This is a genomic window from Clostridium manihotivorum (assembly GCF_004015185.1).
GTDB lineage: Bacteria > Bacillota > Clostridia > Clostridiales > Clostridiaceae > Clostridium_AR > Clostridium_AR manihotivorum.
This window is the reverse complement of the sequence record NZ_CP025746.1, coordinates 2,976,395-3,001,351: the sequence shown is the minus strand read 5'-3', so window position 1 is coordinate 3,001,351 and position 24,957 is coordinate 2,976,395. Positions and strand designations below refer to the sequence as shown.

The window sequence follows — 24,957 nt, the reverse complement described above, 5'->3', positions numbered from 1 at the left end:
AAATTCTTAAAGAATAAAAAATATAATTATTTTGGAGGATTTCAATGAGTAAAAAAATACAACTTATCGACATGATTTATGCAGCACTTTTCGCAGTTCTAATTTCAATACTTGGATATTTGGTTATTCCTTTACCTTTTAGTCCAGTTCCATTAACCGGACAAACTCTTGCAGTTATGCTAGCAGGAAGTGTTTTAAGTCCTCTTCAAGCAGGATTAAGCTTAATTACATTTATTTTTATGGGCATAATTGGACTACCTGTGTTTTCAGGTGGAGCTTCAGGTATAGGTGTAATAGTAGGTTCTAATGGCGGGTATCTAATAGGATTTTTTATTGGAGCTGTTATTATTAGTTTAATCAGAAACAAGAGCAATTCTATTCCTTTACTAATAGTTGCAAATATTTTAGGTGGTATTATTATAGTTTATATTTTAGGAGTTCTTTGGCTTTCATTTATCACTAAGATGGGTATTTATAAGGCATTTACATTAGGGGCATTACCTTTTATCCCTGGAGATATAATCAAAGCTATAATTGCAGCATTTATTGCTAAAAGAATAAATGCCCTTAGAAGGAAAGCCATTTCGTATTAAATATTAATAAAAGTTAATTTCTACTGTTCAACCTAAATAATTATCATAAATCCTTGAAGTTACTAGGTTTAGCTTAGAAAAAATTCAAACTGTTCTTTAGAGTAAAGAAGTCATGACTAGATAGACACATAACTGCTATACTTAGTCATGACTTTTTATTATTGAATTATTGGGCTTTAGTACAATTCTTTATGAAGTCTAAATTTACTTTATGGTTTTCCTCAAACTCTTTTGAAGATATTTCTATAACTTCATCCTTTAGTACTTTACTCACGTATTCTAAATTTTCCTCAACTAGCCTTTTATCTTCAATACCAGTGTGTCCTCCTATGACTATATCTACCTCCTTATTAAGATACTCTTTAAGTGTATCAACATACTTATCTAGATGTATCGAACTTAGATAAGGAATTGGGCTCTCAATATTATCTCCTGCATATAAGACCTTATCAGTTTTATCTATAACTGATATGCAGTCATCAGTATGCCCCGGAGTATAATAAAGCATTATAGAATCTTCTTCAAAGTAAATTTTATCTGTAAAAGTCATGTTCGGATATACTATTTGTACTTTCCCTTTTTCATACTGTCTATATTTCTCTAACTCTGCTAGACCTTCTTCTTCAATTAATTCTCTACATCTTTTATAAGCTATGATTAAGTCAGAAGCGTATATACAATTTCCCCAAATATGATCCCAATGACTATGAGTATTTATTATAACTTTACTCTTATTACCAGCCACTTTCTCTATATGCTCATTAATCCTTTGCATTACTTCTGGACCTAAATAGGTATCTATTATATAAACATGCCTCTGTCCATAAATGACATACACATTTGTAGCTATTCCAATATCATAAAAAGTGAATAGCTCTCCTCTACTTCCAACTTTAGTTATCTCCACAAACTCACCTCTTTCTTTCTATCATAGTTATAGAACTACTACTTCATATTGAAATATATGTTTTCGGATCAAAGTGGTACATTTTTACCTACATCTAACTCGATTTGCCTTTTTTATAATTCTACATACTCTTATGAAATTTTATTCATTATAGTAAATGTTACTCACTTTAAGATAAGCTTTTAATGGTGAACCTTACTAATTTAATAGTATAAATGAATGTAGTTAAAAAATGTGGATGGCTTTTTATTTAAATATTTTAAAAGCAAAAGCGCTAACAACATTTATTTAATACATACCTATATAGTGCTAAATGTATACACCTATGAGGTTATAGAAACTTATATTATTTTAATTTATCTAAAATATTAGTATAAACCTCATATGGAATATCTAAGTTATTGTCTGTACCACTACCTAGTTCAACTTCTGGTCTATTTTTGCCGTGGTAGTCTGTCCCTCCAGAAATCATTAAATCGTATTTATTAATTAAATAGTCTAGGAAATCATAATCCTCTTTAAGGAAGGTTGGATAATATCTTTCTACTCCATCTAGTCCTAAATCAATTAAGTATTTAAACTCTACTTCCATATCTTCTTTTGTCAAGCCTTCAAAACCTATTCTCTTATTGTAATGAGCCACAAAAGATAAGCCTCCTGCTGCCTTTATTATCCTAATAGCATCTTCAGTTTTAATAAGTTCTTTATCTCTATAAGGAATGGGATCCAAATATTTATGCCATATTTCATCTGAAGAATTACCTAAATTATTTTCAGACATATATCTAAAAATATTATATCTATCTAGATATTTCCCATGAGCCTTCTTTCTTAAATCTTCAATATTAATATCCAAACCTTGTTCCTTGATGCTTGCCAATATATATTTGACACCTTCATCTCTAGTTTCTCTCATTTCATTGTAGGCCTCTAAAAACTCTTCATTGCTTGGATCTATTCCAAGACCTAATATATGTACTAGTCTTCCATCTTTATATAATGAACTTATTTCTATACCATTTAAAAATTCTATATTATTAGCTTTTGCTAACAAAGAAGTTTCTTCTAAACCCATTATTGTATCGTGATCTGTAAGGGCTATAGCTTTAACTCCTTCTCTAACTGCAACATTTATTAGTTCCTCTGGAGTACTAGCCCCATCAGAATACTTAGTGTGAGCGTGAAAATCAACTTTATACTTCATATAAACTCCTTCATTTTTTACATACTATTTTATATTAAGGCTATTTTAAAGTGCTGTATTGAAATTAAGTGATACGTCATCATAGGATACCTTAATGCACATGTACTAATAGCTTTATATATCTTCCACAAAATACATTATAACAAATTCTTTCTAAAGATGTACCAGTGCTAAGTAGAATATAATCAAGTAAAATACAATTAATAATAAAAGTAATTTATAGTAATCTTAAAAACTATGCTTTATTAAAACCGTTGCCAAAAATCTATAAAAACCTATAGATCTTGTTTAATTCCCTGTTCAACTTGTCCGATTTTGCTAAAAGCTACTTTCTTTGCTATAACACTCCAAGGGCTTAAATTCCCATACAACGCATGGTACATATTAGTAGTATCGTTTAAGTGATTAGCCTACTAATTCATATCTTGATAACATGTACTGAAGATTCAGATAAAGTCAACTATATTAATTTTTATAAATAAAAGCCATACATAAAATGAGATTACTCTAATTTTTATGCATGACTTATATTTTTATAAAGGTCTTTGAAACTTTTCAGTTGTATTCTTACAAATCTTCTGTATTTTTTTGTATGCACTCAGAACGATAATTTAATAAAAAAATTATTCATTTGATAGCTGTTTTTCATGTTTTGCAAAGAAGTCTACTCTTGGTTCTAAGTACTTTAATTTATGATTTTCTACATCTTCTATAAGTGAGTATATATTATCAAAAATATAATCCCAACTCCATAACCTTTCATCTACTCCTAAATATTCTCTAACCATCTCGCAGCTAGTTGGTGCAATAGGATGAATCAAGGTAATGGCTGTTCTAACTGCATGGAAACTATCTATTAGAACCTGTTTACGTAAAGCTTCATCATTAGTAGTTTCAGCAGTTCTCATATTATTAACCCAATATTTATTCATGTTACGAATATAACTATCCAAGACATATGTCACACTATGGAACTCGTGATTGTACATATACCTTTCATAAGTTAAAATCGCTTCATTAGATTCATCTAAGACATTCTTACTTATTTCTCCTTTAGGAATACTACCGTTAAAGTATTTTTGTGCAGTATAGAAGCAAGAACGAACAAGTCTATTAAATACATTGGTAAGCAGATTACCATCTTTAAGAACTGTATCTGGTCCTTGTTTATCCTTCTCCTCCATAAAAGCTTGTGGTGCAAAACTAACACTTTTCTTTACTAAGCCAAGGCTTAAGAAATGCATCCTCAATTGTTCTGCTGTATAGTACTCTAGCAAATCCCTTGCCATAGGAGGTTTTATGGAACCACTGCTACTAGCCTTTTTATCCATGAATAGAAGATGATTGTTGGCAATTAAATGCGGTGGATTAATCTCTTCCCAATTTACCTTATCATCTTTTTCTATACCTAGTAAAGCCATGAACATTGCCATCTCAGCAACTCCATAGAAATATATATTATCTTCACCAATGAATTGATAAACCTTAGAATCCTTGGATAGCCAATATTCCTTCCAAGCTTCCTTATCTTTACCAATGCTTTCAAGATATGTTTTAGTAAAAGAAACTGGAGCCCATAGTGATTCTGGCCAAACCCAGAAGGTTAAATCTTTAAGATCTTCCTTATCTGGCACTTCTATTCCCCATTCTACATTTCCTGAAAGCCTAAATGGAACTAAAGTTTTCCCAGTTCTAAAACGTATACCTAATTTATCAAATACTTCTCTTGCAGCATCTCTATCACTTAGATTGTCAAACACAAAGGAAACAGAAGGCTTCTTTGGTTCATCTATGATTGTATGCTTTGGAAGTTTGCTTGTAAGATCCGTAACCTCTTCTAATTGCTTACGCTTTACATAAATTATTGGAGGTTTTAAGAATTCTTCAATGGTATTCAAAAGATACTTTCTCCAATTTGAATTAGTTCTTAGATAGTTCATTTCTTCACTTAAAAGATTATTATACTCATCAAGTTTAAAGTACCAATTTGTAACATCTCTTAGCTCAGGAGTCTTTCCTGACAATGTACTTTTAGGATCTATCAATTCTATTGGCATAAACTGATGTCCTAGATCGCACTCATCGGCGTAAGCCTTTTCAGAAGTACAACCTTCTATAGGACACTTACCAACTACTTGGCGACCATTAAGTAAAACTTTTCTCTCTGGATCATAAAACTGTGGTGAGGAAAGCTTTACTAAATATCCACCTTCATATAACTTATTGAATATCTGCTCTGACACCTCTTTATGTATCTCACCAGCTCTATCAAGAGCAGACGCCGCATAAAGATTAGGCTCCATTTCATATTTGCTCAGTACTTCCTTTTGCTTTTCATGATTTCCACGAACATAATCTTCTATAGAACCTTCATATTTATTCTCTTCTACAAGCTTACGATAACTTGCATATATAGGAGAGCCGTAACAATCTGTTCCTGAAACAAAAATAACATTTTCCTTACCAATTCTATCTCTTAAAAATCTAGCAAATGTATCTGCATGAACAAATACACCACCTACATGACCAAAATGTAATTCTTTATTTCCATAAGGCATACCTGAAGTTATAACAGCCTTTTTAGGAAATATTGGACGTTCTACTTTTTTTCCTTCCATGATGCACACTCCTTAAAATCAACTTATGTTTATAATAAAATTATCAAATAAAATCTCTATAAATATAATTATTTTGAAAATAAAAAAAACACCTCCTACAATTATATGTAGGGGCGAATTAACCGCGGTACCACCCTGCTTCATTAGTATGTCGCCATACTAATCTTGTCGAGTACAAAACTATACTCTAGTTCAATAACGCGAACTCACGTCATAGCATCATCTATTGATAAATAGAATCCGTATGCAGCTCCAAGTCTTGTTTCATTAACTATAATACTGTTCCTTCTCAGCTTCTGGAACTCTCTGTAAGAATATATATTAATTACTCTTCTCTTCATTGCCTTTATCTAAATATATTAAATTGGAAGATTTGTGTCAAGGGGGTATAATAAAATCTTTTTCATTATCTTTAAATTTCAGAATTCATATTAGAAAATATGCCACGAATGAACTTTCTTTTTTACTGTTTTTCCTATGTAGCTACTCTAAACCCTTGATATTTCTAGATTCAAAAAAACATTATAAATGTTCTAGACAATAAAAAATTAATCCTGAACAAATAAATCATAAAGATTATTCATTCAGGATTCTTTAACTTTTATTTTGAAGTTTTTATAGTATAAGTGTTTGCTGCATTGATAGGAACTGTATTTAAATAAGTTTCTCCAGTTTTGCTAAAAGTAACTCCATAGGTTATACCATTTCCACTGCCATCTCTTATTCCCTTGACTTGTATTACAGCTTTATCAGGAACAGATACCTTTACTGGCTTATGTCTGATGGCAAAAGGCTCAGTTTGTGGTGAACCATCTACAAAAACTTGTACATAATCCCCATCTTCTTTATCAGAAAAGTTCCAAACTGAAAGTTCTATTTTTCCATAACCACTGGTAGAATCAACTGTAAAATCCTTAGCTTCAAGCTTTACAAACTCCTTACTTAAGGCATCACCAGCTTTAACTCCACTAAGCTTTTCTGAAGCTAGATTGGATTTGTAGTTTGAATTTCCGTTAAAATTTCCTACAAAGGTTACTAGAACTATAGTTGCAATAGCCAGAATTGCTACTGCTCTTCTAAAACCTTTCATTGAAGGTGTTAGAAAATCATCCTGTTTTTCTTCTTCCAGCTCTTTGTAAGAAGCTTCTATATCACTTTTTTCTTCGTCTACAGCTTTTTCAATTGGTGCATCAACAATTCGATTTTTCTTTTCTGCTTCACTGCTATTAACTTCTTGTTTGTCTTCTCCATCTACCTTACCAAAATCTACTAAGTTTTCTTCTGATTTTATTTCTCTCCTAGATTCCTGTTTTCTTATATCAAAGCCTAACTCATCTTTTTTACTATCTTCCTCTTTAAACTGTTTCATTAAATCTCCTCCCTCTTAACCTAAGCTTCTTTACTATAATTCTGCATTCTTTCTTTATTACTTGTTTTAAATGCTACTATAGGTTTTTTTGAATAGTAAATAGCCGCAAATATTCTCCACAATATAAAGGATGCTATAAATACAGCAATTCCAAGCTTCTGTATCGTAGGGTTTAAAGTGGTATGACTATAGTTCAAAAGCTCCGCACCAACTGATATAAAGCAGTCAGCTATTATCAAATACTTTAAGAACTCGAACATTGATGGGAACAAAGCATAGATTCTTCTTAAGTTTCTAAATCTAAGTGATATATAGGTTAAAATTAAAACTGCAATCATCAAAGTCAGATATTCATTATTTACCGAATACCCCGTACTAATTATCTTAACCCCATCTGATATAGCCATAAATGGCATAACCACAAGCACAAATAAACTAAGAGGAATAAATATTATCCCAAAAGCAGTTGTTATCAAATTACTTATAAGTTTTATAATAGTTCCCATATTATCACCTTCCTACAAACTTACTGCTGTAACATCTGCTTCTTCTATAGTAACTAGATGTTCTTTTGTTAAGTTTTCTATGTTTTCCAATCGAACCGCTTGATTTCTTACTGTCTTCTCAAATAGATTTCTTACATATCGTCCATTACCAAAATCAGCGATAGCCGAAGCCTCTTCAAATATGACCTTCATCTTGTTCCTTGCCTTCTCCGTAACCACATACCCCTTGTTTTTGAATACAATATCTGCAATATTCAAAAGGTCTTCTACAGAGTAATCTTTAAACTCTATTATATTGGCAAACCTTGACTTTAATCCTGGATTTACTTCTAGGAAATTGTCCATATCTTCACTATACCCTGCAAGTATGACTAAAAGATTCTCTCTATTGTCATCCATACCTTTAACCAAGGTATCAATAGCTTCCTTACCAAAACCACTATTACTTCCAGCATCTTGAGCTAAGGCATATGCTTCATCTATAAATAATATACCACCTAAAGCTGAGTCTATTTTTTCCTTTGTCTTTATAGCGGTTTGTCCTACATATCCAGCAACTAAGCCACTTCTATCAGTCTCAATAAACTTTTTATCCTGTAATACCCCTAGACTGTATAAAACTTCTCCAATTATTCTGGCCATTGTTGTTTTACCTGTACCAGGATTCCCTTTAAAAATCATATGCAGTGTTTGTGCATCATCTATTGGAAGCCCTAAAGCTTTTCTTTGTTTTTTTATCTTAAGCTGTGCTTGTAGACTTCGTACAAACTCCTTAACTTCCTCAAGACCTATAACGTCCTTAAGTTTTGCTTCTAGATTAAAGTTTTCACTTTGACTTTGAGTAATTCCAAAGTCTTCTTCAGTAAGTAAAACCACAGCTTTTTCATCTATTTCCTCTAGATCCGCAATTCTTGAAGATTGAGTTCTAATTGCTTTTTCAACTATATTTCTAACCATTCTACCATTTCCTGATTGAGCGGCATCTTTTCTCTTCGCTTCGGCAATAGAAGCTCTAAGCTCATCCTCAGCATTACCTGCAAGTACAAACCCCTTTGAAGTTATCATTGCTTTTCCTATCTGTAGAAGCTCATCTAGGTTATAATCTTGAAAATTAATCTTAAGTGGAAATCTTGATTTTAATCCAGAATTAGTTTCTAAAAACTCACCCATTTCCTTGTCATATCCTGCTAAAATAACTATAATATCTTCTCTGAAGTCTTCCACAAGCTTTACTAATACATCTACAGCTTCTTTTCCAAGAGGATCATTTTCGGAAGACATGATTGCATAGGCTTCGTCTATAAATAAAACTCCTCCTAAAGCTGATTTAAACAACTCTGTAGCTTTCTTGGTAGTTTCACCTGTATACTGTCCAACTAAGCCACTTCTATCAGTTTCTATAACCTGTCCTGATTTCAAAATACCCATTTTCTTCATCAAATCTGCTATAAGTCTCGCTACCGTAGTCTTACCGGTTCCAGGATTACCTGTAAAAATCATATTTAGTGACTGCGAAGACTCCACTTTTATTCCTAATTTCTTTCTTTTTTCCTTAGCAATTATTTGTTTTTCTAAATCTCTTACGAAATTCTTTACTTCCTCCAAGCCAATTACTTTAGAGAGCTCTTCTTCTAGGCTAAACTCAACCTTATTATCTAGTCCAAAATCAGCTATAGTGAGCCTATTAATCTCGTCTTTGCCTATTTCTTTGTCTGAAATTGAAGCAAGTCTCTTTGATTGATTTGCTATAGCCTGTTCAATTATATTTCTTGCAAGTCTTCCATTTCCGCTGTCATTTTTACCCTTTATCTGTTTTCCCTCAAACAAAGTTATAAGCATCTCATCTAGTGCTTCTTCAAACATATAGCCATTAGCTTTTGCTATTTCCTTAGATATCTGTAACAGCTCTGAAGGAGTGTAGTCTGGGAACTCTATATTATGGTTAAATCTAGATTTTAGTCCACTGTTAGTCTTCAGAAACTCTTCCATCTCTTTGGTATAACCAGCTAATATCACAACTAAGTCTTGTCTATTATCTTCTACAGCTTTTACAAGGCTATCTACTGCTTCTATACCAAAAACATCATTATTATCTCTAGCTAAAGAATAGGCTTCATCTATAAACAATATTCCTCCTAGAGCTGAATTGGCCTTTGACATAGTTTTTTGAGCTGTTTCTCCTACATATTGTCCTACAAGATCATTTCTTGATACTTCCACTAAATGTCCACTGCTTAAGTAACCTAGAGCCTTTAAATATTTTGCCATTATTCTAGCTATTGTTGTTTTACCTGTACCTGGGTTTCCTGTAAAAATCATATGTAATGAAAGCTTAGCTTCACTAGCTCCTTGGCTCTTTCTCATATTTTGAACTTTTATATTATCTTGTAATGTCTTTATAAAAGTTTTAATACTATTTAAACCGATAATGCTATTTAGCTCCTTATCTAATTCCTCTAAACCACCCACATCAGCTTTTTTTATCACTGAAGAAAGTTCAATATTATCATCTCCATCAGTCAAAACTAATGAGTTTTGTATTTCAATTATTGAATATTTCTTTTCACTAAAAAGCTTCTCCTTTAGTTTAAGTTCAACCATAGGTGCATATATATTTTCCTCAATAAAAGACTTTAATGAATGAGCCCCTTCTGACCTATCACTTTCTTTTACTACATTGCTTGTAACATCATCCATGAAATCAACTATTATTCCTAAGTTAGTACTAATCTTTTCCTTATAATCCTTTAATATAAACTTAGTAATAATTGATAGGTTCTTATCGGAAAGTGCAGTGGTGCTGATTATATCATGAACCTTTTGTATAAACTTGCTTGAAAACATAGTTCTGATTTTTTCTTCACTTTTCTCAGTGATAAACACAAGAAACTTTCCATTGGCCTCTATCACATCTGTGGTATTCAAGGTCAGATTTCCTTTTCCCGTAACATCAATCATTTGGTCAGACTGATCCATAAATCTTCTATTAAGCTTTAGTTCACCATCAATTACAAGCTTGGAAATAGTATCTAAAACATTTGAATGGCATTTATCAAAATTATCAAAAACTACTATTGGCTCTTGACTATTTAAGCCATTATATAAATCAGATAAAAACAGATTGTCGGCATCTTTTTCTAGCTTATACTGAGATAAATCTATGGTAAAGCTTCCTGACTTTTTGAATACCTTTACTTCTTTTAAAAATTTGCCTATGGCTTTAACAGAAAGATGCCTTCCTGAACCCTTAGGACCAGTTATAAATATTGCATTTCTTACCCCATCATTTTGACCGTATAAAAATGGTCTCTTAAAAGCAATACAAAGTTCTTTTATATATTCATTTTGACCTAAAACATATTGAGAAAGCATGTTCTCTACTTTATCAAAATCAGCTTCAATTCCCTCTTTGTTTCTATTTATTACTATTGTTGAACATTCTACAACTTCTGAGGAAGAACTTGACATACTAGTGCTTTTAGATGAATTAGTAGCAAAGTTAGTAGATGAATTTTTAGCTACCTCTTTAACTATAGCTTTTCCTTTTTGAGTACTACTTTCAACATTCTTTAGAGTATTCTCAGCAGCTTCAATAGTGCTTTCTATCCCCTTTACGGCTATTTTCCCAACTTCACTGGTTACATTTGTAACAGCTTTACTTGCAGTCTTCTTGCTCTTTTTATAAAACTCTTTATTAAGTACACCATTTTCTTTTATGTAATCTATAAGCTGAAGTTCAGGAAATAAAACTTTTATTATATTATTAGGTTTAGAATCATCTGTATTTGATTTATTCTTTGCCATCTTTATACCTCCAGTACTATCCATGATTACTAATTATATCATAAATATACAAAGCTTAATATTTAAGAAATGACACTGAAAAATATTTTTTCAAAAAGTAACAAAAGTTTACAAAGAAAAAACACTAAAACAATAGAGTCTTAGCGTTTTCAATATTTATTTAACATAACTTATATTCTATTAGTATTAGAGTTTCACCTCAATAGGTTTATTCGAATCATACTTCTAGCTCTAACCAATTATTTCTCTTAATTGAGAAAGTTTAGTAATCTCATAAGTAGGTCTTATATCAGTGCTATTAACTACTTTGTTAGGATTATACCAACAGGTGTCTATACCTGAGTTAATTCCTCCCTTTATATCTGAAGTCAAACTGTCTCCAACCATTAAAACTTTACTTTTATCAGTATGCTTTAAGTTGTTTAGAGCTATCTCAAATATCTTTGGGTCAGGCTTCGCAACCTTCACTTCCTCTGATATTACAACATCTTCAAAGTACTTTGCGATAACAGACTTTTTGATTCTTTTATTTTGAACATCCTTTAATCCATTGGTAACTATAGTTAATCTATAATCCTTATAAAGGCTCTCTATAAGTTCTATACTATCATCATATAAAAATGAAGCATTAGCTAAATGTTTCATATATGCCTTTGCAAATAAATGCTCATCAAAGCTTATATTTAACCTGTCTGCAAGTCTTTTGAATCTTTCTACCTTTAACTTTTCCTGGGTAATAATTCCATTTTCAAATTCTTTCCATATTCCCGAATTTATCTCGCTATATATCTTTAGATGATGATTTTCTTCATACTCTATATCAAACTCCAGCATAGCATTTTTAAAGGCATCTCTTTCCGACTTCTTAAAATCAAATAAAGTTTCATCAGCATCAAAAATTATAATTTCGTATTTCATAATTATCCCCCTCTACATGTACCACTTCATACTAAAATTTATATATTCAAATTCTTCTCTCAGAACCCAGAAGAGTTTTGAAAATTGATATCAGACCAAAGTTATACATTTTTAAAAACTAAGCTTTACAATAAATAAAGAATGCTTTATAAATAATTTATACTAACTTTAGCAAATTTACTAGGACATTTGTCTTATTTAAGGAGAATTTATGAAAAGAATTGTAGATAATACTGAACTTAATATATATTTCAATAAATATAGCATAGAAAATTTATTTGATAAAAATATTATAGAATTTGCAGAACTGTAAATCTATGCTTTTCTTAAGGTTTATCAATAAGCTTACTCACCTCTTTTTCGCTAAGCTCAGTGATTTCCATAATGGTTTGAACATCTATCCCCTTGTTTAAGGCATCTCTAGCTATCTTTTCTGCTTCGTTATAGTATTGCTTTTCATCTCGCTTTTTTAATGCTGCTTTCAGCCCTTTTTTAAAGCCTTCTTTAAAGCCATTTTTATAGGCCTTTTTTAATCCCTTCTTTATCTTTTTCTTCAGCTTATGCTTTTTATGCTTTTCAATACCTTCATAATCATACTGATTATTTTCCGACACTATAATTAACCTCCAATTATATTATTATATAAACGTCGCTTAAGTATTTTTAGGTAGATTTGTTGTGAAAGTTATATTTATACACATTATTATATTCAAAAAAAACAAAATTCACTTTGATTTAATGTAATAAATAAACTTAGTTCTTGATTAATTTCACTATACCTTAAGATAATTTTCTAAACAATAAAATACCGTGTATTAAACAAAGCATGAAATATCATCCCAGGAACAAGTGACTTTGTTTTAAAATACAATTTTCCGAATACATACCCCCATATCATCTGAACAGCAGTATGAAGTACAAATATGAAAGATATATTTGTTCCAATCATAAAAGTATGAGCTAACCCAAATAATACTGCTTGGATAATGTTGCAGTATTCATTTTTTATACGCATTCCTCTAAGTGCTGAAATTAAAATTCCTCTCCATAAAACTTCTTCACATAAAGCTGGGTAAAAAATATGAAAAGAAGTACTAATAAATAACCATACAATGTAATTATGACCTGTAGCAGTTATAATTTTGCCGTTTAATAATAAAGAGTTTATTAAATCAGAAATATTTATTATGAGGAATAATAGAATAATATATAAGAAGGTCTTTTTAGAAATATTCCATTTAAAGCTTGATAACTTTATCTTAAAGAGATAACTGATTAATATATAACTAGTAATCACCAATTGAAATAAAAAAACGATTGTAAAGTTAGATTTTCCTGTTGTTGAATTGTTAAGTCCAAAAAATCTATCCAGTATGATCGCACTAAAAATATTTAAGCTAAAAATTATACAAAACGGAATTATAGCTGTTTTGCTGGAAAAAATTTCTATACTTCTATTTTCTCTTATGCTGATAAATTCAATTATTGCCACACATATAAAAGCAGTAAGAAATTCAATTAAAGCTTTTAAAATCATCCAAAGTTCAACTTTATGTTTTGCAACTGCAAAGTAAGTAAAATATACTATAGCTGCAATAATAAGTACACCAAAATCTAATGACAATTTTTTAACCTTCATTTTATTATCCATATACTTCCCCCTATTCTTTTATAAGATAGATAGTATTTTTCATCATATATTAAGGAATATTTTACCACATGGTACAAATTAAAAGAATACCTTCCCTTAATACAACATTTTTAACTTCAAGTGGAAAAGCGCAAGTAATTAAGATACAATATTATTGATTTACTTATACTATTTTTAAAATTAGTAAAAATAAACCTTATACATAACATTAGGGATTGGAGAGTTCAATATGGAACAATTAACAAGAGCTTGGGATTGGTCAAAAAATAAAGATAAACATTGGATCATACCTTCAGAAGAATCCTATTATCTTCTAAATCGATGGAAAGATAAGAAATTCAATAAATTTCTTGATTTAGGCTGTGGACTTGGCAGACACTCTATTCTATTTGCTAGAAATGGCTTTAATGTTGATTCAGTAGACTTATCGGAATTAGCAGTGGATATGCTTAACAACTGGGCAAATAAAGAAAAATTAAATTTGAAAGCAAAAGTTTCAAATATGATGGATTTACCTTTTAGTGATAATTACTTTGATTGCCTACTTGCATATCATGTTATCTCTCATACAGATAGTAAAGGAATAGTTCAAGTACTTTTAGAGATAAAAAGAGTATTAAAAGAAAATGGAGAGTTTTACTTAACACTTTGTTCAAAGCAAGGTTTGAATTTTGATGATTCTGAATTAGTAAAACTTGATGAAAATACAATAGTTAAAACAGAAGAAGGTCCTGAACAGGGTATTCCTCACTTTTTTGTAAATGATGATGACATAAAAGCAGTATTTAAAGATTTTAAACTTATTACTGTACGCCAAGTTCAAGACGTTATAGTTGGCGGTGAAAACTATAATTCATGGCATTATTTTATCTTAGGTAAAAAGTAGAAATTATATGCAGCAATTTAATAAATCTATTACACTATAAATTATTAAATAGTTTATAGGAGTATACGTATGAAGTGGAAAATTTCTATAACAAAGGAATAATAAATAATCAAATTCAGTAAAAACTTTATTTAAAACAGATTTATTCTCTTATTTATTCGAGGTATAATATTTATATATCTAGTTAAACAGGGGGATAATATGTACGTAAAAGATGACTTATTGATATATGATAATAACCAAGCTTTTAATGATGACTTTTTAGGAATTGGACATATTGATTCTAGAGGAAGAGTAAAAACTAGACAAAAAAGTAATCCTAATATCATCGACTATAGCAATATGGATAAAAAGCTTCAAAGAAAAGTTGATAAAACAATATCTATAAAAATTCCAAAATGGCTAACTATTCCAATAGGCATAGTATTGTATTTTTACTTATTCATGGAACATACAAGATTCTTTGGAATACTGAATACATTGGGAGCTATATTTCTTATATACTATTTAGTAGAAAAAAGCATAAGATTTAGGCGCTTTAATTTCTTTATTAAGTTCATATCTATTGCATTAATATGTATATACACTTTATTTTTCGGACTTGGAGCAATTATTGCTGAGCCAGATAAAAACAGTGATGCATATAAAGAATATCACAAGCACTCCATTGAAACAGCATATAATAAATAAGATACATATGAAAAAACACTGAAGCAAGTCAACACTTCAGTGTTTTTTATATAGATTTATTAAGGTAATGAGTTACCTGCTGCTAGGTATATTTCATACCACTCTTCTCTGCTTAACTGAACATTTGAAGCCTTACAAATCTCTCTTATACGAGTTGGATTCATTGACCCAATTACTGTTTGTATCTTAGCTGGATGTCTTAATATCCAAGCTGTAGCTATAGCAGTATTAGTAACTCCTTTTCTTTCTGCAATTTCATCAATTTTCTTATTTAACTCTGGAAATTTTTCATTTCCTAAGAAAACTCCCTCAAAGAAACCATATTGGTATGGGGACCAAGCTTGTATTGTTATGTCTTTAAGTCTACAATATTCAAGTATACTTCCATCTCTATCAATGGATCTATCAACCTTCATATTTACATTTATTCCTGAATCTATCATACCAGTGTGCATTATACCAAATTGCAATTGGTTTATTATTATGTTATTACTTCCTAGATATTTATTTAAAAGCTCTATTTGCATTGAGTTATGATTACTTACTCCAAAGTACTTAACTTTTCCACTATCATGAAGCTTTGTAAAGGCTTCAGCTACTTCTTCTGGCTCCATTAAAGTATCTGGACGATGTAATAACAAAGTATCTACGTAATCAGTCTTTAAACGTTTAAGACTCCCCTCTACAGAAGCTAGGATATGTTCCTTTGAAAAATCATACATTTTTCCTGGCACTATAGAACATTTAGTTTGAATTATCATTTTTTCTCTTATATCAGAATTGATATTTATAGAGTCTGCAAATATTTCTTCTGATTTTCCACCACCATAGATATCCGCATGATCAAAGAAGTTAATTCCCTCTTCTAAACAAGTTTTTATTACCTTCTCTGCAGCGTCCTTTGTAAGGCCAGCCATTCTCATACAACCTAGAGCAATTTCTGATCCATCAATTTGTCCATTTCCTATTTTTATATTTTTCATTGTATATCCTCCTTACACAAGTTACCTTCGTTTCATTATTTTTATTGTACAGAATTTTTTAACTAAATACAAATGAAAACATTTTCTTTTTTTGAAAAATTCCATATCTATAATCTTAATATCTAAAAAAGTTCACTGAAGCGATCCTCTTCAGTGAACTTTTTTCGCATCTGCCTTTCTGAATGATATGAGGAAAATCTGGCAGGCTCCATAATTTTATTTTGCGCAAGCTCATCTAAGCATCGGATGACTGACCACTTAATTTCAACACAGTACTTTAATAGGGCCTATTTTTAAAGTTTATCTAGCATACTGCCTTTTCTTTTTGCCCCCACTAGTTTTAGCTAGAAGTTTAGCTTTCTTTTCTGCGAATGCCGCCTCTTTTTTTAATTTTAAAAAGTTCTTCCATCTATCTATAGTAAGTTCTCCAGTTTCTAAAGCTGCTTTAATGGCACAGCCTGGTTCAGTTTCATGCTTGCAATTGGTGAATTTGCAATTCACTTCAAGCTGTTCTATGTCTGAAAAAGTTGCGCTAAGCCCCTCATCTAAAACCCACATTTCAAGTTCTCTCATGCCGGGAGTATCTATTATCATAGTTCCATTTTTCAGCATGATTAACTGTCTATGAGTTGTTGTATGGCGCCCTTTGCTGTCATCTTCTCTTATACCATTAACCTTCATAACCTCATCCTCTGCAATAGCATTAACCAAGGATGATTTACCTACTCCAGAAGAGCCTAAAAGAACTATGGTATTTCCTGACTTTGTATATTGTTTTAACTGATCAAATCCTTGACCTGTAAGAGAACTAACAGCTATCGTCGGCACTCCAAAAGCAATACCTTCAACCTCTGAAATATAGCTTTCATAGTCTTCACATAAATCTGCTTTTGTAAGAACTATAATAGGAGTCGCTCCACTGTCCCAAGCACAGGCAAGGTATCTCTCCACTCTCTTCAAGTTAAAATCATAGTTTAAAGAGGTTACTATGAACACATAATCAAAGTTAGTAGCAACTACCTGCTCTTTTTGATTGAAAGAATCCATTCTAGCAAACTTACTCTTTCTATCCAATACCCTATATATAACATCCTCACCTATGGGATTATTCTTTACTAACACAAAATCTCCAATAGACGGAAATACAATGTTAGGATCTTCATTATAGAATATAGACCCTTTTAACTTTGCGTCCTTTTCACCTAAAGCTGTGACAATCTTATATTGTTCTCTATGAACTTCAATTACCCTAGCTGGTATTAATTCATTATTTGCAACCTCAAGTGTATTCACTTGTTCTTTGTAAAATTCTGTATAACCATATTGTTCAATATTAATATTATTCATCTAATTCCTCCAAATATATATACTTTTTCCCTACTAAATTTCTTATTATTAACGCCATTTTACATTTCTCCTTTCATCTATCAAATTTATTTTTTATTCACAGAAGTAATATTCTTCAGTGAGATTTTTTTGCGCATCTGCCTTTCCGAATATATATGAGCAAAGGCTGTCAGATGACACAATTCCTAAAGAATAAAAAAACCGTAGACAAGCAACCCTTTTATTGAGCTGCTATCTACGGCTATTTAAACAAATATAAAGTTATATAGACAAAATACTTCACTCCTTAGACGCAAGATAAAGATTGCACTTATTCCAACAATCTTCATTTTGATAAATAATCATAGGATTTAGCTATTCTATACATTTAAAGCTTCATATCCTAACTTATATTTTCAAAGCTTACTCTTAAAGCTGAGAGAATCTTCAACAATAGCGTTTAGAATAAAAATTTTAAAGCTTTATAACTTTTATACATGAAAAAAACACGACCTTCCTGTCGTGTTACTATCCTCTAGGCAGTATATTTATGAAAGGTTAACATTACTGTAAAAATACAACTCAAATAAGAGGTTTTCCACCCCTAAAATTATATTTTTACCAATATTAAGTTTTAGACTGCAATCACCTTTAAATCTGCATTCATAAAACAACTCTCCTTTCAACAATAATTTACTATAGATAACTTCTTTAGCAAATTATTTATCGCAGTTGCCTCTTATCAATAATAATCCTGGCAAGCGACATATACCTTTATTATATTCTACTGTTCATATCATGTTTAATAGTTTTAACTTAAATACTTACTCATATTCTGTAAAAATATAAAGTAAAAAAACAATTATTAAACAGTACTCTACGCTTATATTTTAACTTTAAAAGAAATATATGTCAACTAGCTATTTCATAACTTTATCTAAAATATAATTCTCTAAAGAATAAGAAACAAATTATCTATAATATATTTTTTAAAAAAGATAATACTATGACTTGTAATCCAAAAGGATTTATGGGAGTTAATATACAACAAAAATCAGGGAGCTATACTATGAGTAGTAATAAATTTCACGAGCCTACTTCAAGAAGATATATAGCCTATCTAAGCATTTTAGGCACAACTCAATTACATTTAAGAAATCCATATATAATCGCAGCTTGGTCTGTAGCTTTTCCTGGGATGGGACACCTTTTGCTTTCAAAATACCTTAGAGGTTTTGTCTTATTTTTATGGGAAGTATATATAAACTATAAAGGTCATATTAACCTTCTCATTCTTTATTCTTTTATAGGTGATTTTGAAAAAGCCAAACAAGTTGCTGATATTAGATGGATGTCTCTTTATATCCCTACATATATATTTGCTATTTGGGACAGCTATAGAACTACCATTGATTTAAATCACGCTTATATACTTGCAGATCGTGAAGGTGGAGAAATTAAACCCTTTAAAATAAGTGCAATGGAGATAAATTACTTGGACAAGAGAAATCCACTAGTTTCAGCAGTATGGTCATTATTAGTTCCTGGTTCTGGTCAATTATATCTTCATAGACTTATTACAGCTCTTTTTCTTGTTGGATGGTGGATTTTTATATGTTATGATTCAAATCTTCTACCAGCCTTCCACTACACATTTTTAGGTGACTTCACTAAATCAAAAAATCTTTTAAACATGCATTGGTTCTTAAATGTTCCATCAGTTTATCTTTTTGCTGTGTATGATGCCTATGTTAATACAGTAGAAAATAATAAATTATTTGATAAAGAACAATCAAAGTACCTTAAAAGAGAATATCAAAAAAATGATTTTTTAGCCTTTTTCAACAAATCATATAGAGGTGATTATATGTATATAGTATCTACCTTTGAACACTCTATATATCTAGAATTAGCTCTTAGCGAGCTAGAATGTAACGGAATAAACAAGGATAATATATTGGCAATGCCTTTGGATAAAAGACACAAAAACATATCACTTTTTGATTCTATTCATTCTTCTGATGGTTTAAGTTTGTTCGACTTACCTGCCATACTAGCAGTAGCCTTTGGAATTTTTGGTGGAATCTATGGGTTCGTTTTAAAATGGGGACCTTTACTATGGGGCTTATTAGCTATTCTCTTCGGTTTTGTATTAGGATTAATTATAAAACTAATATTTACATGGAAAAAAAGTCACAAGCTTATTTCTGAGAAACATTCAGAGGTTGTAATCCTAATAAAGTGCAACAAGGAACAAATAGAAAGCGTTAAAAATATACTTTGGAATAATAATGCTTTTGGTGTTAGTAGCTTAAGCCTCTCAGATTCGTAAAAGAGTTTTTTCTAAGCTATACTGCCAGATAGGAGGTATTGTTTTTGAATATAGTAACTTTACTTTATTTATTAGAAATAGTCTTTATAGTGTATTCGCTATTCAAATTTATACCTAAAGAACAACGCCGTGAAGCAATAGCAATCTACACATATACTCTAACAATCACATGGTTTTTTGGACTTATGGTTGCAGAGTTTAATCTTATAGAATATCCCATTAGACAGTTTCCAAGAGCGATAAAAACTAGTTTCTTATTTGAATATTTTCTTTATCCATCAATATGTGCATTATTTGTAGTTAACTATCCTGAGATGAAAAGTAATACTCGCAAATTTTTATATTACTTCGCTTTTTGCAGCATTTTAACCTTTATAGAAATTTTAGAAGAAAAATATACTTTAGTACTAAAATACATCTTTTGGGATTGGTATGTTACTTGGATAACTTTTTATATCACCTTTTACTCATGTTATAAATATAAAAAATGGTTTTTTAAAAAGTATAAACTTAACAATTAATCATTTACATTTCATAATAAATGTAGTAAGTTATTACATGGGTGGCATCGAAAGAGCTATACCAGACTTTTAAGAAAAATTTTTAATATTGTGCACATATCCATTGGAATGAGACATATTTCTATTCAGGTTTCGCCTTTTAATCTTTATAACAACACGGAGGTGGCGCCTATTAAAATTGGATTCATAGGAGCTGGAAAGGTCGGCTTTTCTTTAGGAAAGTACTTTTCAGAAAATAATCTTGATGTAATTGGGTATTATAGTAAAACTCTGACCTCCTCAAAGGAAGCAGCTATTTTTACTAATACTAAGTTTTTTGAACAAATTGAGGATTTAATTGATGTTAGTGATCTTATTTTTGTCACTACACCTGATGATGAAATATACAAAACATGGATGCACATAAAAAACTATAATCTTAATGAGAAAATAATCTGCCATGCCAGTGGCTCTTTATCTTCAACTATCTTTTCTGATATTAAAAAGTCTGATGCATATGCTTATTCAATTCACCCACTTTTTCCAATTTCCGATAAATATGAAAGTTATAAAAAGCTTAAAGATTGCGTTTTTACTATTGAAGGTGATGAAAAATATCTTCAAAGTATAATTATTATGTTCGAAAAGCTGAATAATAAAGTTATTAAGTTACAAAGTCAAGATAAAACCCTTTACCATCTTGCCGCTGTGACTTCTAGCAACTTAGTAAATGCACTATTAAGTTTTTCCTGTTCCTATTTAAAAGACTATGGTTTTACTGAGGATGAGGCTATTAAAGCATTATTTCCTTTAATTGAAACCAACATAAATAACGTTAAAGCAAACGGTCTTGTCAGCTCTTTAACTGGACCAGTTGAAAGGTGTGACTTAAGGACTGTAAAAAATCATATTGCTGCAATTCCTATGGAACAGAAAGAAATATATACAAAGTTATCTTTGCAACTTTTAAAGCTTTCAAAAATAAAAAATCAAAATACTAACTATGAAGAGTTGGAAAAGTATTTGATAAATCAGGAGGGTAAAAATTGAAAAATACAGTTACCACTTTTAAAGAAGCAAAAAATAGCGGAAGTAAGCTAACTATGCTCACAGCTTACGACTACTCTACAGCAAAATTAATTGATGAAGCTGGTATTAATGGTATTTTAGTTGGAGATTCACTAGGAATGGTTTGTCTAGGCTACGAAGACACTTTAAGTGTAACAATGGAAGATATGCTTCATCACTGTAAGGCTGTAGCTAGAGGTAACAAAAATACTCTATTAGTTTGCGATATGCCGTTTATGTCATACCAAACTTCAGTATATGATGCTGTCTCTAATGCAGGGAGACTTATGAAAGAAGGTAGAGCTCATGCAGTAAAGCTAGAAGGAGGATCTGAATTCTCTGAGCATGTTAAAGCAATAGTAACTGCTTCTATTCCTGTTATGGGACATATAGGCTTAACCCCGCAATCTGTAAATGCCTTTGGAGGCTTTAAGGTACAGGGTAAAAATGAGGCAGCTGCAAAGAAACTGATTGAAGATGCAATAGCTTTAGAAAAAGCAGGCGCTTTTGCCATAGTTTTAGAATGTGTACCTGCAAAGCTCGCAGAGGTCATAAGTAAGAAGGTTTCTATACCTACTATTGGAATAGGTGCAGGCAATAAGTGCGATGGCCAAATACTTGTTTATCAAGACCTTTTAGCTTTATTCTCTGATTTTAAGCCAAAGTTTGTAAAGCAATATGCTAAAATTGGTGATCAAATGAAACTTGCTTTTTCTCATTACATTGAGGAAGTTAAAGAAGGAGTATTTCCTGCTCCAGAACATGAATTTGCTATATCTGATGATGTATTAGAAAAGCTTTATTAATAGCTTAATGGAGGAAATATAAATGAAAGTTGTAAGTACGATTAACCAAGTCAGAGATATTATAAGTCAGTGGAAGAAAGAAGGTCTTTCAGTAGGTTTAGTACCTACTATGGGCTATCTTCATGAAGGTCATGGTTCTCTTATAGAAGCAGCTCATAAAAACAATGACAAGGTTGTAGTAAGTGTCTTTGTAAATCCAATACAGTTCGGTCCTACAGAAGATCTTGACAAATACCCAAGAGATCTTGAAAGAGATAGTAAAATAGTTGAAGATTTCGGTGGAGATTTAATCTTTACACCTACCCCTTCGGAAATGTATGTAGAGGACTTTGCTTCCTTTGTTGAAGTATCCAGTCTTACAGAAGGACTTTGTGGAGCAAAGAGGCCTGGCCACTTTAGAGGAGTATGTACTGTAGTTACTAAACTTTTCAACATCGTAACTCCTGATAAAGCATACTTTGGTGAGAAAGATGCTCAGCAGTTAGCAGTTATCAAAAAGATGGTAAGAGACTTAAATGTACCTGTTGAAATAGTAGGATGTCCAATAATAAGAGAATCAGACGGACTTGCTAAAAGCTCTAGAAATGTTTATTTAAGCACTGAAGAAAGAGCATCTGCACTTATTTTGAGTAAAAGTTTAGCAAAAGCAAAGGAAGCTCTTAATAATGGTGAGAGATCTAGCGAAAGCCTTAGACAATTAATCATAGATACTCTTTCCTCTGAGCCTTTAGCCAAAGTTGATTATGTAGAAATTGTCGATAGTTTATCGCTTAAGCCTGTAATAAACATAGAAAAAGACATCTTAATAGCTCTAGCAGTATATATTGGTAAAACTAGACTTATTGACAACTTTACTTATAAGCTTTGTTAAAATAGTGTATTGAAATTATGTGATTATTCATACGGTGCTTAGATGAGCTTGTCCAAAGAATTATAACCGCTTAATTTCAACAATATTATTAAGCATAGCATACTTATTAGAGGTTAAAGCTTAAATGCTAAATTTAGATAACTTGAAAGATTTGTAACTTAATATAGATAAAAAATGTACGACTATAGACTTATAGAATTGATTTTTGAGTTTTTATAATATAGGGGGAAAAATAATGGTACTAAATATGCTAAAATCTAAAATTCACAGAGCTACTGTAACTCAAGCAGAGTTAAACTATGTAGGCAGCATAACTATAGATAAGGTTCTTATGGAAGCTGCTGGAATACATGAATATGAAAAGGTAGCTATAGCTGATATAGATAACGGTGAAAGATTCGAGACTTATGTAATACAGGGGGAAGCAAATAGCGGTGTTATCTGTCTAAACGGCGCAGCTGCTCGTTGCGTTCAAAAAGGAGATAAAGTTATAATAATGTGCTACTGCCAGATGGATGAAAATGAAGTAAGTGAGCACAAACCTAAGGTTGTATTTGTAAATGAAGACAACTCAATCTCTAAGGTTGGCAATTATGAAAAACATGGAGAGATAGCCTTAGCTGACTAATCTATAGACAGTAAAAAAATCTCACTGAAGCGAACTTCTTCAGTGAGATTTTTTTTGCGCATCTGCCTTTTCTGAACGTACGTGAAGAAATTCTGGCAGGCGAATAATATTTCTTTTTTACTGCTTACCTTAAATAGCTGTTCTAAAGCCTTGATATTTCTAGTTTGGGCTAATAAAAATTTTATAATTTCATTGACAGTAAAAAATCTGCCTTATTTTTTAGTATACTCTTCTTCACACCTTTTCATAAAAATCATGATATTAGTCATAATTAGTATTGAAAGTATGAATAACGCTACTATATAAATAAACCCTACCTTCGGAATAAACATTATAATAAAAGCTATAATACTGCCTACTTGCAAATATTTATAGTATCTATAAATTTCACTAGCTTCTGCAAATAAATACGAATTATTTTCTATTTCTGTCATACAGCTTATCCCTAGAAATAAATTTTTAACCATAATTATATTTATAACAAAATATAAAACTGTAAATAAGAATATAGCAATAAATTTAACACTAAATTCAAAATATCTTACTGATATGGAATAATTCCACAACTTAATTATTGATAAAGCTATTAAAAACCAATTATAATTCTGTGCCTTAAGGAAATATATATTTTCTTTTGATAATATATTAAGTCCTACAGCAAAAAGTATATATCCAATAACATCTGGTAATAAATCAAAGTTATTGATATTTACATTTAACATTATGAAAAAGAACCCCCAAAAGAATGCTAAAAAACTATTTTTCCTCATATATCAGACTTCACCCTTCCAATTTATGTAATCACATTAATAATAACACTTTCTCCCAAAACTTAATACAGTAAATTTAATAAATAATAGGCTTGAACAGAAATTAATAATCACAGTTTTATTGCCTTTTCTGAACGTATGTGAAAAAATTCTGGCAAGCGAATATGATTTCTTTTTTTACTGTTTACTCTAAACAACTGTTCTAACCCTTTATTTTACTAGGTCTTAGCAAAAATTTTCACTTTATTGATAGTAAAAAAAGTATAGATAACTTAATCATTGTAGTTATCTATACTTCTATGTTTCTATTGATTACCTTTATTGACTTTATAAATTTTGACTATGTTTAATAATATTGTTGAAATTATGTGGTCATGAAGGAGATGCTATATGAGCGAGCAACTAGAATTAAATGATTTTTTCAGATGGAATGGCTTTAAAAATCACTAATACGCTCTTCATTAGTGATTTTTTTCGCATCTGCCTTTTCTGAACGTATGTGAAGAAATTCTGGCAGGCGACATAAT

The 24,957-nt window shown here is 30.8% G+C and carries 21 protein-coding genes and 1 other annotated feature; of the genes, 9 read left to right on the top strand and 12 right to left on the bottom strand.

Annotated elements, in window-relative coordinates; translation table 11 throughout:
• Nucleotides 1-44: 44 nt before the first annotated feature.
• Complete coding sequence (locus tag C1I91_RS13585; RefSeq protein WP_128213374.1) at nucleotides 45-593, top strand: biotin transporter BioY; 549 nt, start codon at nucleotides 45-47, stop codon at nucleotides 591-593.
• A gap of 166 nt (nucleotides 594-759) precedes the next feature.
• Here the strand turns inward: C1I91_RS13585 and C1I91_RS13580 are convergent, their stop codons facing one another.
• The 9 genes from C1I91_RS13580 to C1I91_RS13540 form a co-directional block, all read right to left on the bottom strand.
• Nucleotides 760-1,500 carry an MBL fold metallo-hydrolase gene (locus tag C1I91_RS13580; RefSeq protein ID WP_128213373.1) on the bottom strand — a complete coding sequence of 247 codons (741 nt, stop codon included), beginning with the start codon at nucleotides 1,498-1,500 and terminating at the stop codon, nucleotides 760-762.
• Between the two features lie 346 nt (nucleotides 1,501-1,846).
• Nucleotides 1,847-2,704, bottom strand: coding sequence for a PHP domain-containing protein (locus tag C1I91_RS13575; protein ID WP_128213372.1), 858 nt, complete (start codon nucleotides 2,702-2,704; stop codon nucleotides 1,847-1,849).
• Between the two features lie 623 nt (nucleotides 2,705-3,327).
• A complete protein-coding gene (locus C1I91_RS13570; protein WP_128213371.1) occupies nucleotides 3,328-5,322 on the bottom strand; it encodes a methionine--tRNA ligase in 1,995 nt (664 codons plus the stop codon).
• Between the two features lie 106 nt (nucleotides 5,323-5,428).
• Nucleotides 5,429-5,672, bottom strand: a binding site (T-box leader).
• A gap of 251 nt (nucleotides 5,673-5,923) precedes the next feature.
• Nucleotides 5,924-6,691, bottom strand: a complete 768-nt coding sequence (locus tag C1I91_RS13565; RefSeq protein ID WP_128213370.1) for a hypothetical protein — start codon at nucleotides 6,689-6,691, stop codon at nucleotides 5,924-5,926.
• 20 nt (nucleotides 6,692-6,711) lie between these two features.
• Nucleotides 6,712-7,197, bottom strand: a complete 486-nt coding sequence (locus C1I91_RS13560) for a hypothetical protein (RefSeq protein ID WP_128213369.1) — start codon at nucleotides 7,195-7,197, stop codon at nucleotides 6,712-6,714.
• Between the two features lie 12 nt (nucleotides 7,198-7,209).
• Nucleotides 7,210-11,001: an AAA family ATPase gene (locus C1I91_RS13555; protein WP_164880534.1), complete on the bottom strand. Its 3,792-nt coding sequence runs from the start codon at nucleotides 10,999-11,001 to the stop codon at nucleotides 7,210-7,212.
• Nucleotides 11,002-11,232: 231 nt separating this feature from the next.
• On the bottom strand, nucleotides 11,233-11,919 hold the full coding sequence (locus C1I91_RS13550; protein WP_128213367.1) for a YjjG family noncanonical pyrimidine nucleotidase: 687 nt from the start codon (nucleotides 11,917-11,919) through the stop codon (nucleotides 11,233-11,235).
• Between the two features lie 326 nt (nucleotides 11,920-12,245).
• Nucleotides 12,246-12,533, bottom strand: coding sequence for a hypothetical protein (locus C1I91_RS13545; protein ID WP_205694314.1), 288 nt, complete (start codon nucleotides 12,531-12,533; stop codon nucleotides 12,246-12,248).
• A 179-nt stretch (nucleotides 12,534-12,712) separates the two neighbouring features.
• The gene (locus C1I91_RS13540; RefSeq protein ID WP_128213366.1) at nucleotides 12,713-13,570 is read right to left on the bottom strand and encodes a CPBP family intramembrane glutamic endopeptidase; all 858 of its coding nucleotides are present in this window, start codon (nucleotides 13,568-13,570) and stop codon (nucleotides 12,713-12,715) included.
• A 229-nt stretch (nucleotides 13,571-13,799) separates the two neighbouring features.
• On the opposite strand from C1I91_RS13540, the gene C1I91_RS13535 reads away from it, so the two are divergent.
• A complete protein-coding gene (locus C1I91_RS13535) occupies nucleotides 13,800-14,456 on the top strand; it encodes a class I SAM-dependent methyltransferase (protein WP_128213365.1) in 657 nt (218 codons plus the stop codon).
• Nucleotides 14,457-14,657: 201 nt separating this feature from the next.
• On the top strand, nucleotides 14,658-15,146 hold the full coding sequence (locus tag C1I91_RS13530; protein ID WP_128213364.1) for a hypothetical protein: 489 nt from the start codon (nucleotides 14,658-14,660) through the stop codon (nucleotides 15,144-15,146).
• Nucleotides 15,147-15,205: 59 nt separating this feature from the next.
• Here C1I91_RS13530 and C1I91_RS13525 read toward each other — a convergent pair whose 3' ends face one another.
• Nucleotides 15,206-16,129 carry an aldo/keto reductase gene (locus C1I91_RS13525; protein ID WP_128213363.1) on the bottom strand — a complete coding sequence of 308 codons (924 nt, stop codon included), beginning with the start codon at nucleotides 16,127-16,129 and terminating at the stop codon, nucleotides 15,206-15,208.
• 300 nt (nucleotides 16,130-16,429) lie between these two features.
• Complete coding sequence (rsgA, locus tag C1I91_RS13520; RefSeq protein WP_128213362.1) at nucleotides 16,430-17,476, bottom strand: ribosome small subunit-dependent GTPase A; 1,047 nt, start codon at nucleotides 17,474-17,476, stop codon at nucleotides 16,430-16,432.
• A gap of 1,048 nt (nucleotides 17,477-18,524) precedes the next feature.
• Here rsgA and C1I91_RS13515 point away from each other — a divergent pair.
• The 6 genes from C1I91_RS13515 to panD all read left to right on the top strand — a co-directional run bounded on the left by C1I91_RS13515 (nucleotide 18,525) and on the right by panD (nucleotide 23,660).
• Nucleotides 18,525-19,787: a hypothetical protein gene (locus C1I91_RS13515; protein WP_128213361.1), complete on the top strand. Its 1,263-nt coding sequence runs from the start codon at nucleotides 18,525-18,527 to the stop codon at nucleotides 19,785-19,787.
• Between the two features lie 44 nt (nucleotides 19,788-19,831).
• Nucleotides 19,832-20,308: a CBO0543 family protein gene (locus tag C1I91_RS13510; RefSeq protein WP_128213360.1), complete on the top strand. Its 477-nt coding sequence runs from the start codon at nucleotides 19,832-19,834 to the stop codon at nucleotides 20,306-20,308.
• A 108-nt stretch (nucleotides 20,309-20,416) separates the two neighbouring features.
• Complete coding sequence (locus C1I91_RS13505) at nucleotides 20,417-21,337, top strand: Rossmann-like and DUF2520 domain-containing protein (RefSeq protein ID WP_476695902.1); 921 nt, start codon at nucleotides 20,417-20,419, stop codon at nucleotides 21,335-21,337.
• Entirely contained in the window at nucleotides 21,334-22,161 is an 828-nt protein-coding gene (gene panB / locus C1I91_RS13500) for a 3-methyl-2-oxobutanoate hydroxymethyltransferase (RefSeq protein WP_128213359.1), read from the top strand. The genes C1I91_RS13505 and panB overlap by 4 nt, the downstream gene beginning before the upstream one ends.
• A 22-nt stretch (nucleotides 22,162-22,183) precedes the next feature.
• Nucleotides 22,184-23,032 (top strand): pantoate--beta-alanine ligase, encoded by an 849-nt coding sequence (gene panC, locus C1I91_RS13495; protein ID WP_128213358.1) that lies wholly within the window; start codon nucleotides 22,184-22,186, stop codon nucleotides 23,030-23,032.
• A gap of 235 nt (nucleotides 23,033-23,267) precedes the next feature.
• Complete coding sequence (gene panD, locus C1I91_RS13490) at nucleotides 23,268-23,660, top strand: aspartate 1-decarboxylase (RefSeq protein WP_128213357.1); 393 nt, start codon at nucleotides 23,268-23,270, stop codon at nucleotides 23,658-23,660.
• A 212-nt stretch (nucleotides 23,661-23,872) separates the two neighbouring features.
• Here the strand turns inward: panD and C1I91_RS13485 are convergent, their stop codons facing one another.
• A complete protein-coding gene (locus tag C1I91_RS13485) occupies nucleotides 23,873-24,382 on the bottom strand; it encodes a hypothetical protein (RefSeq protein WP_128213356.1) in 510 nt (169 codons plus the stop codon).
• Nucleotides 24,383-24,957 lie beyond the last annotated feature (575 nt).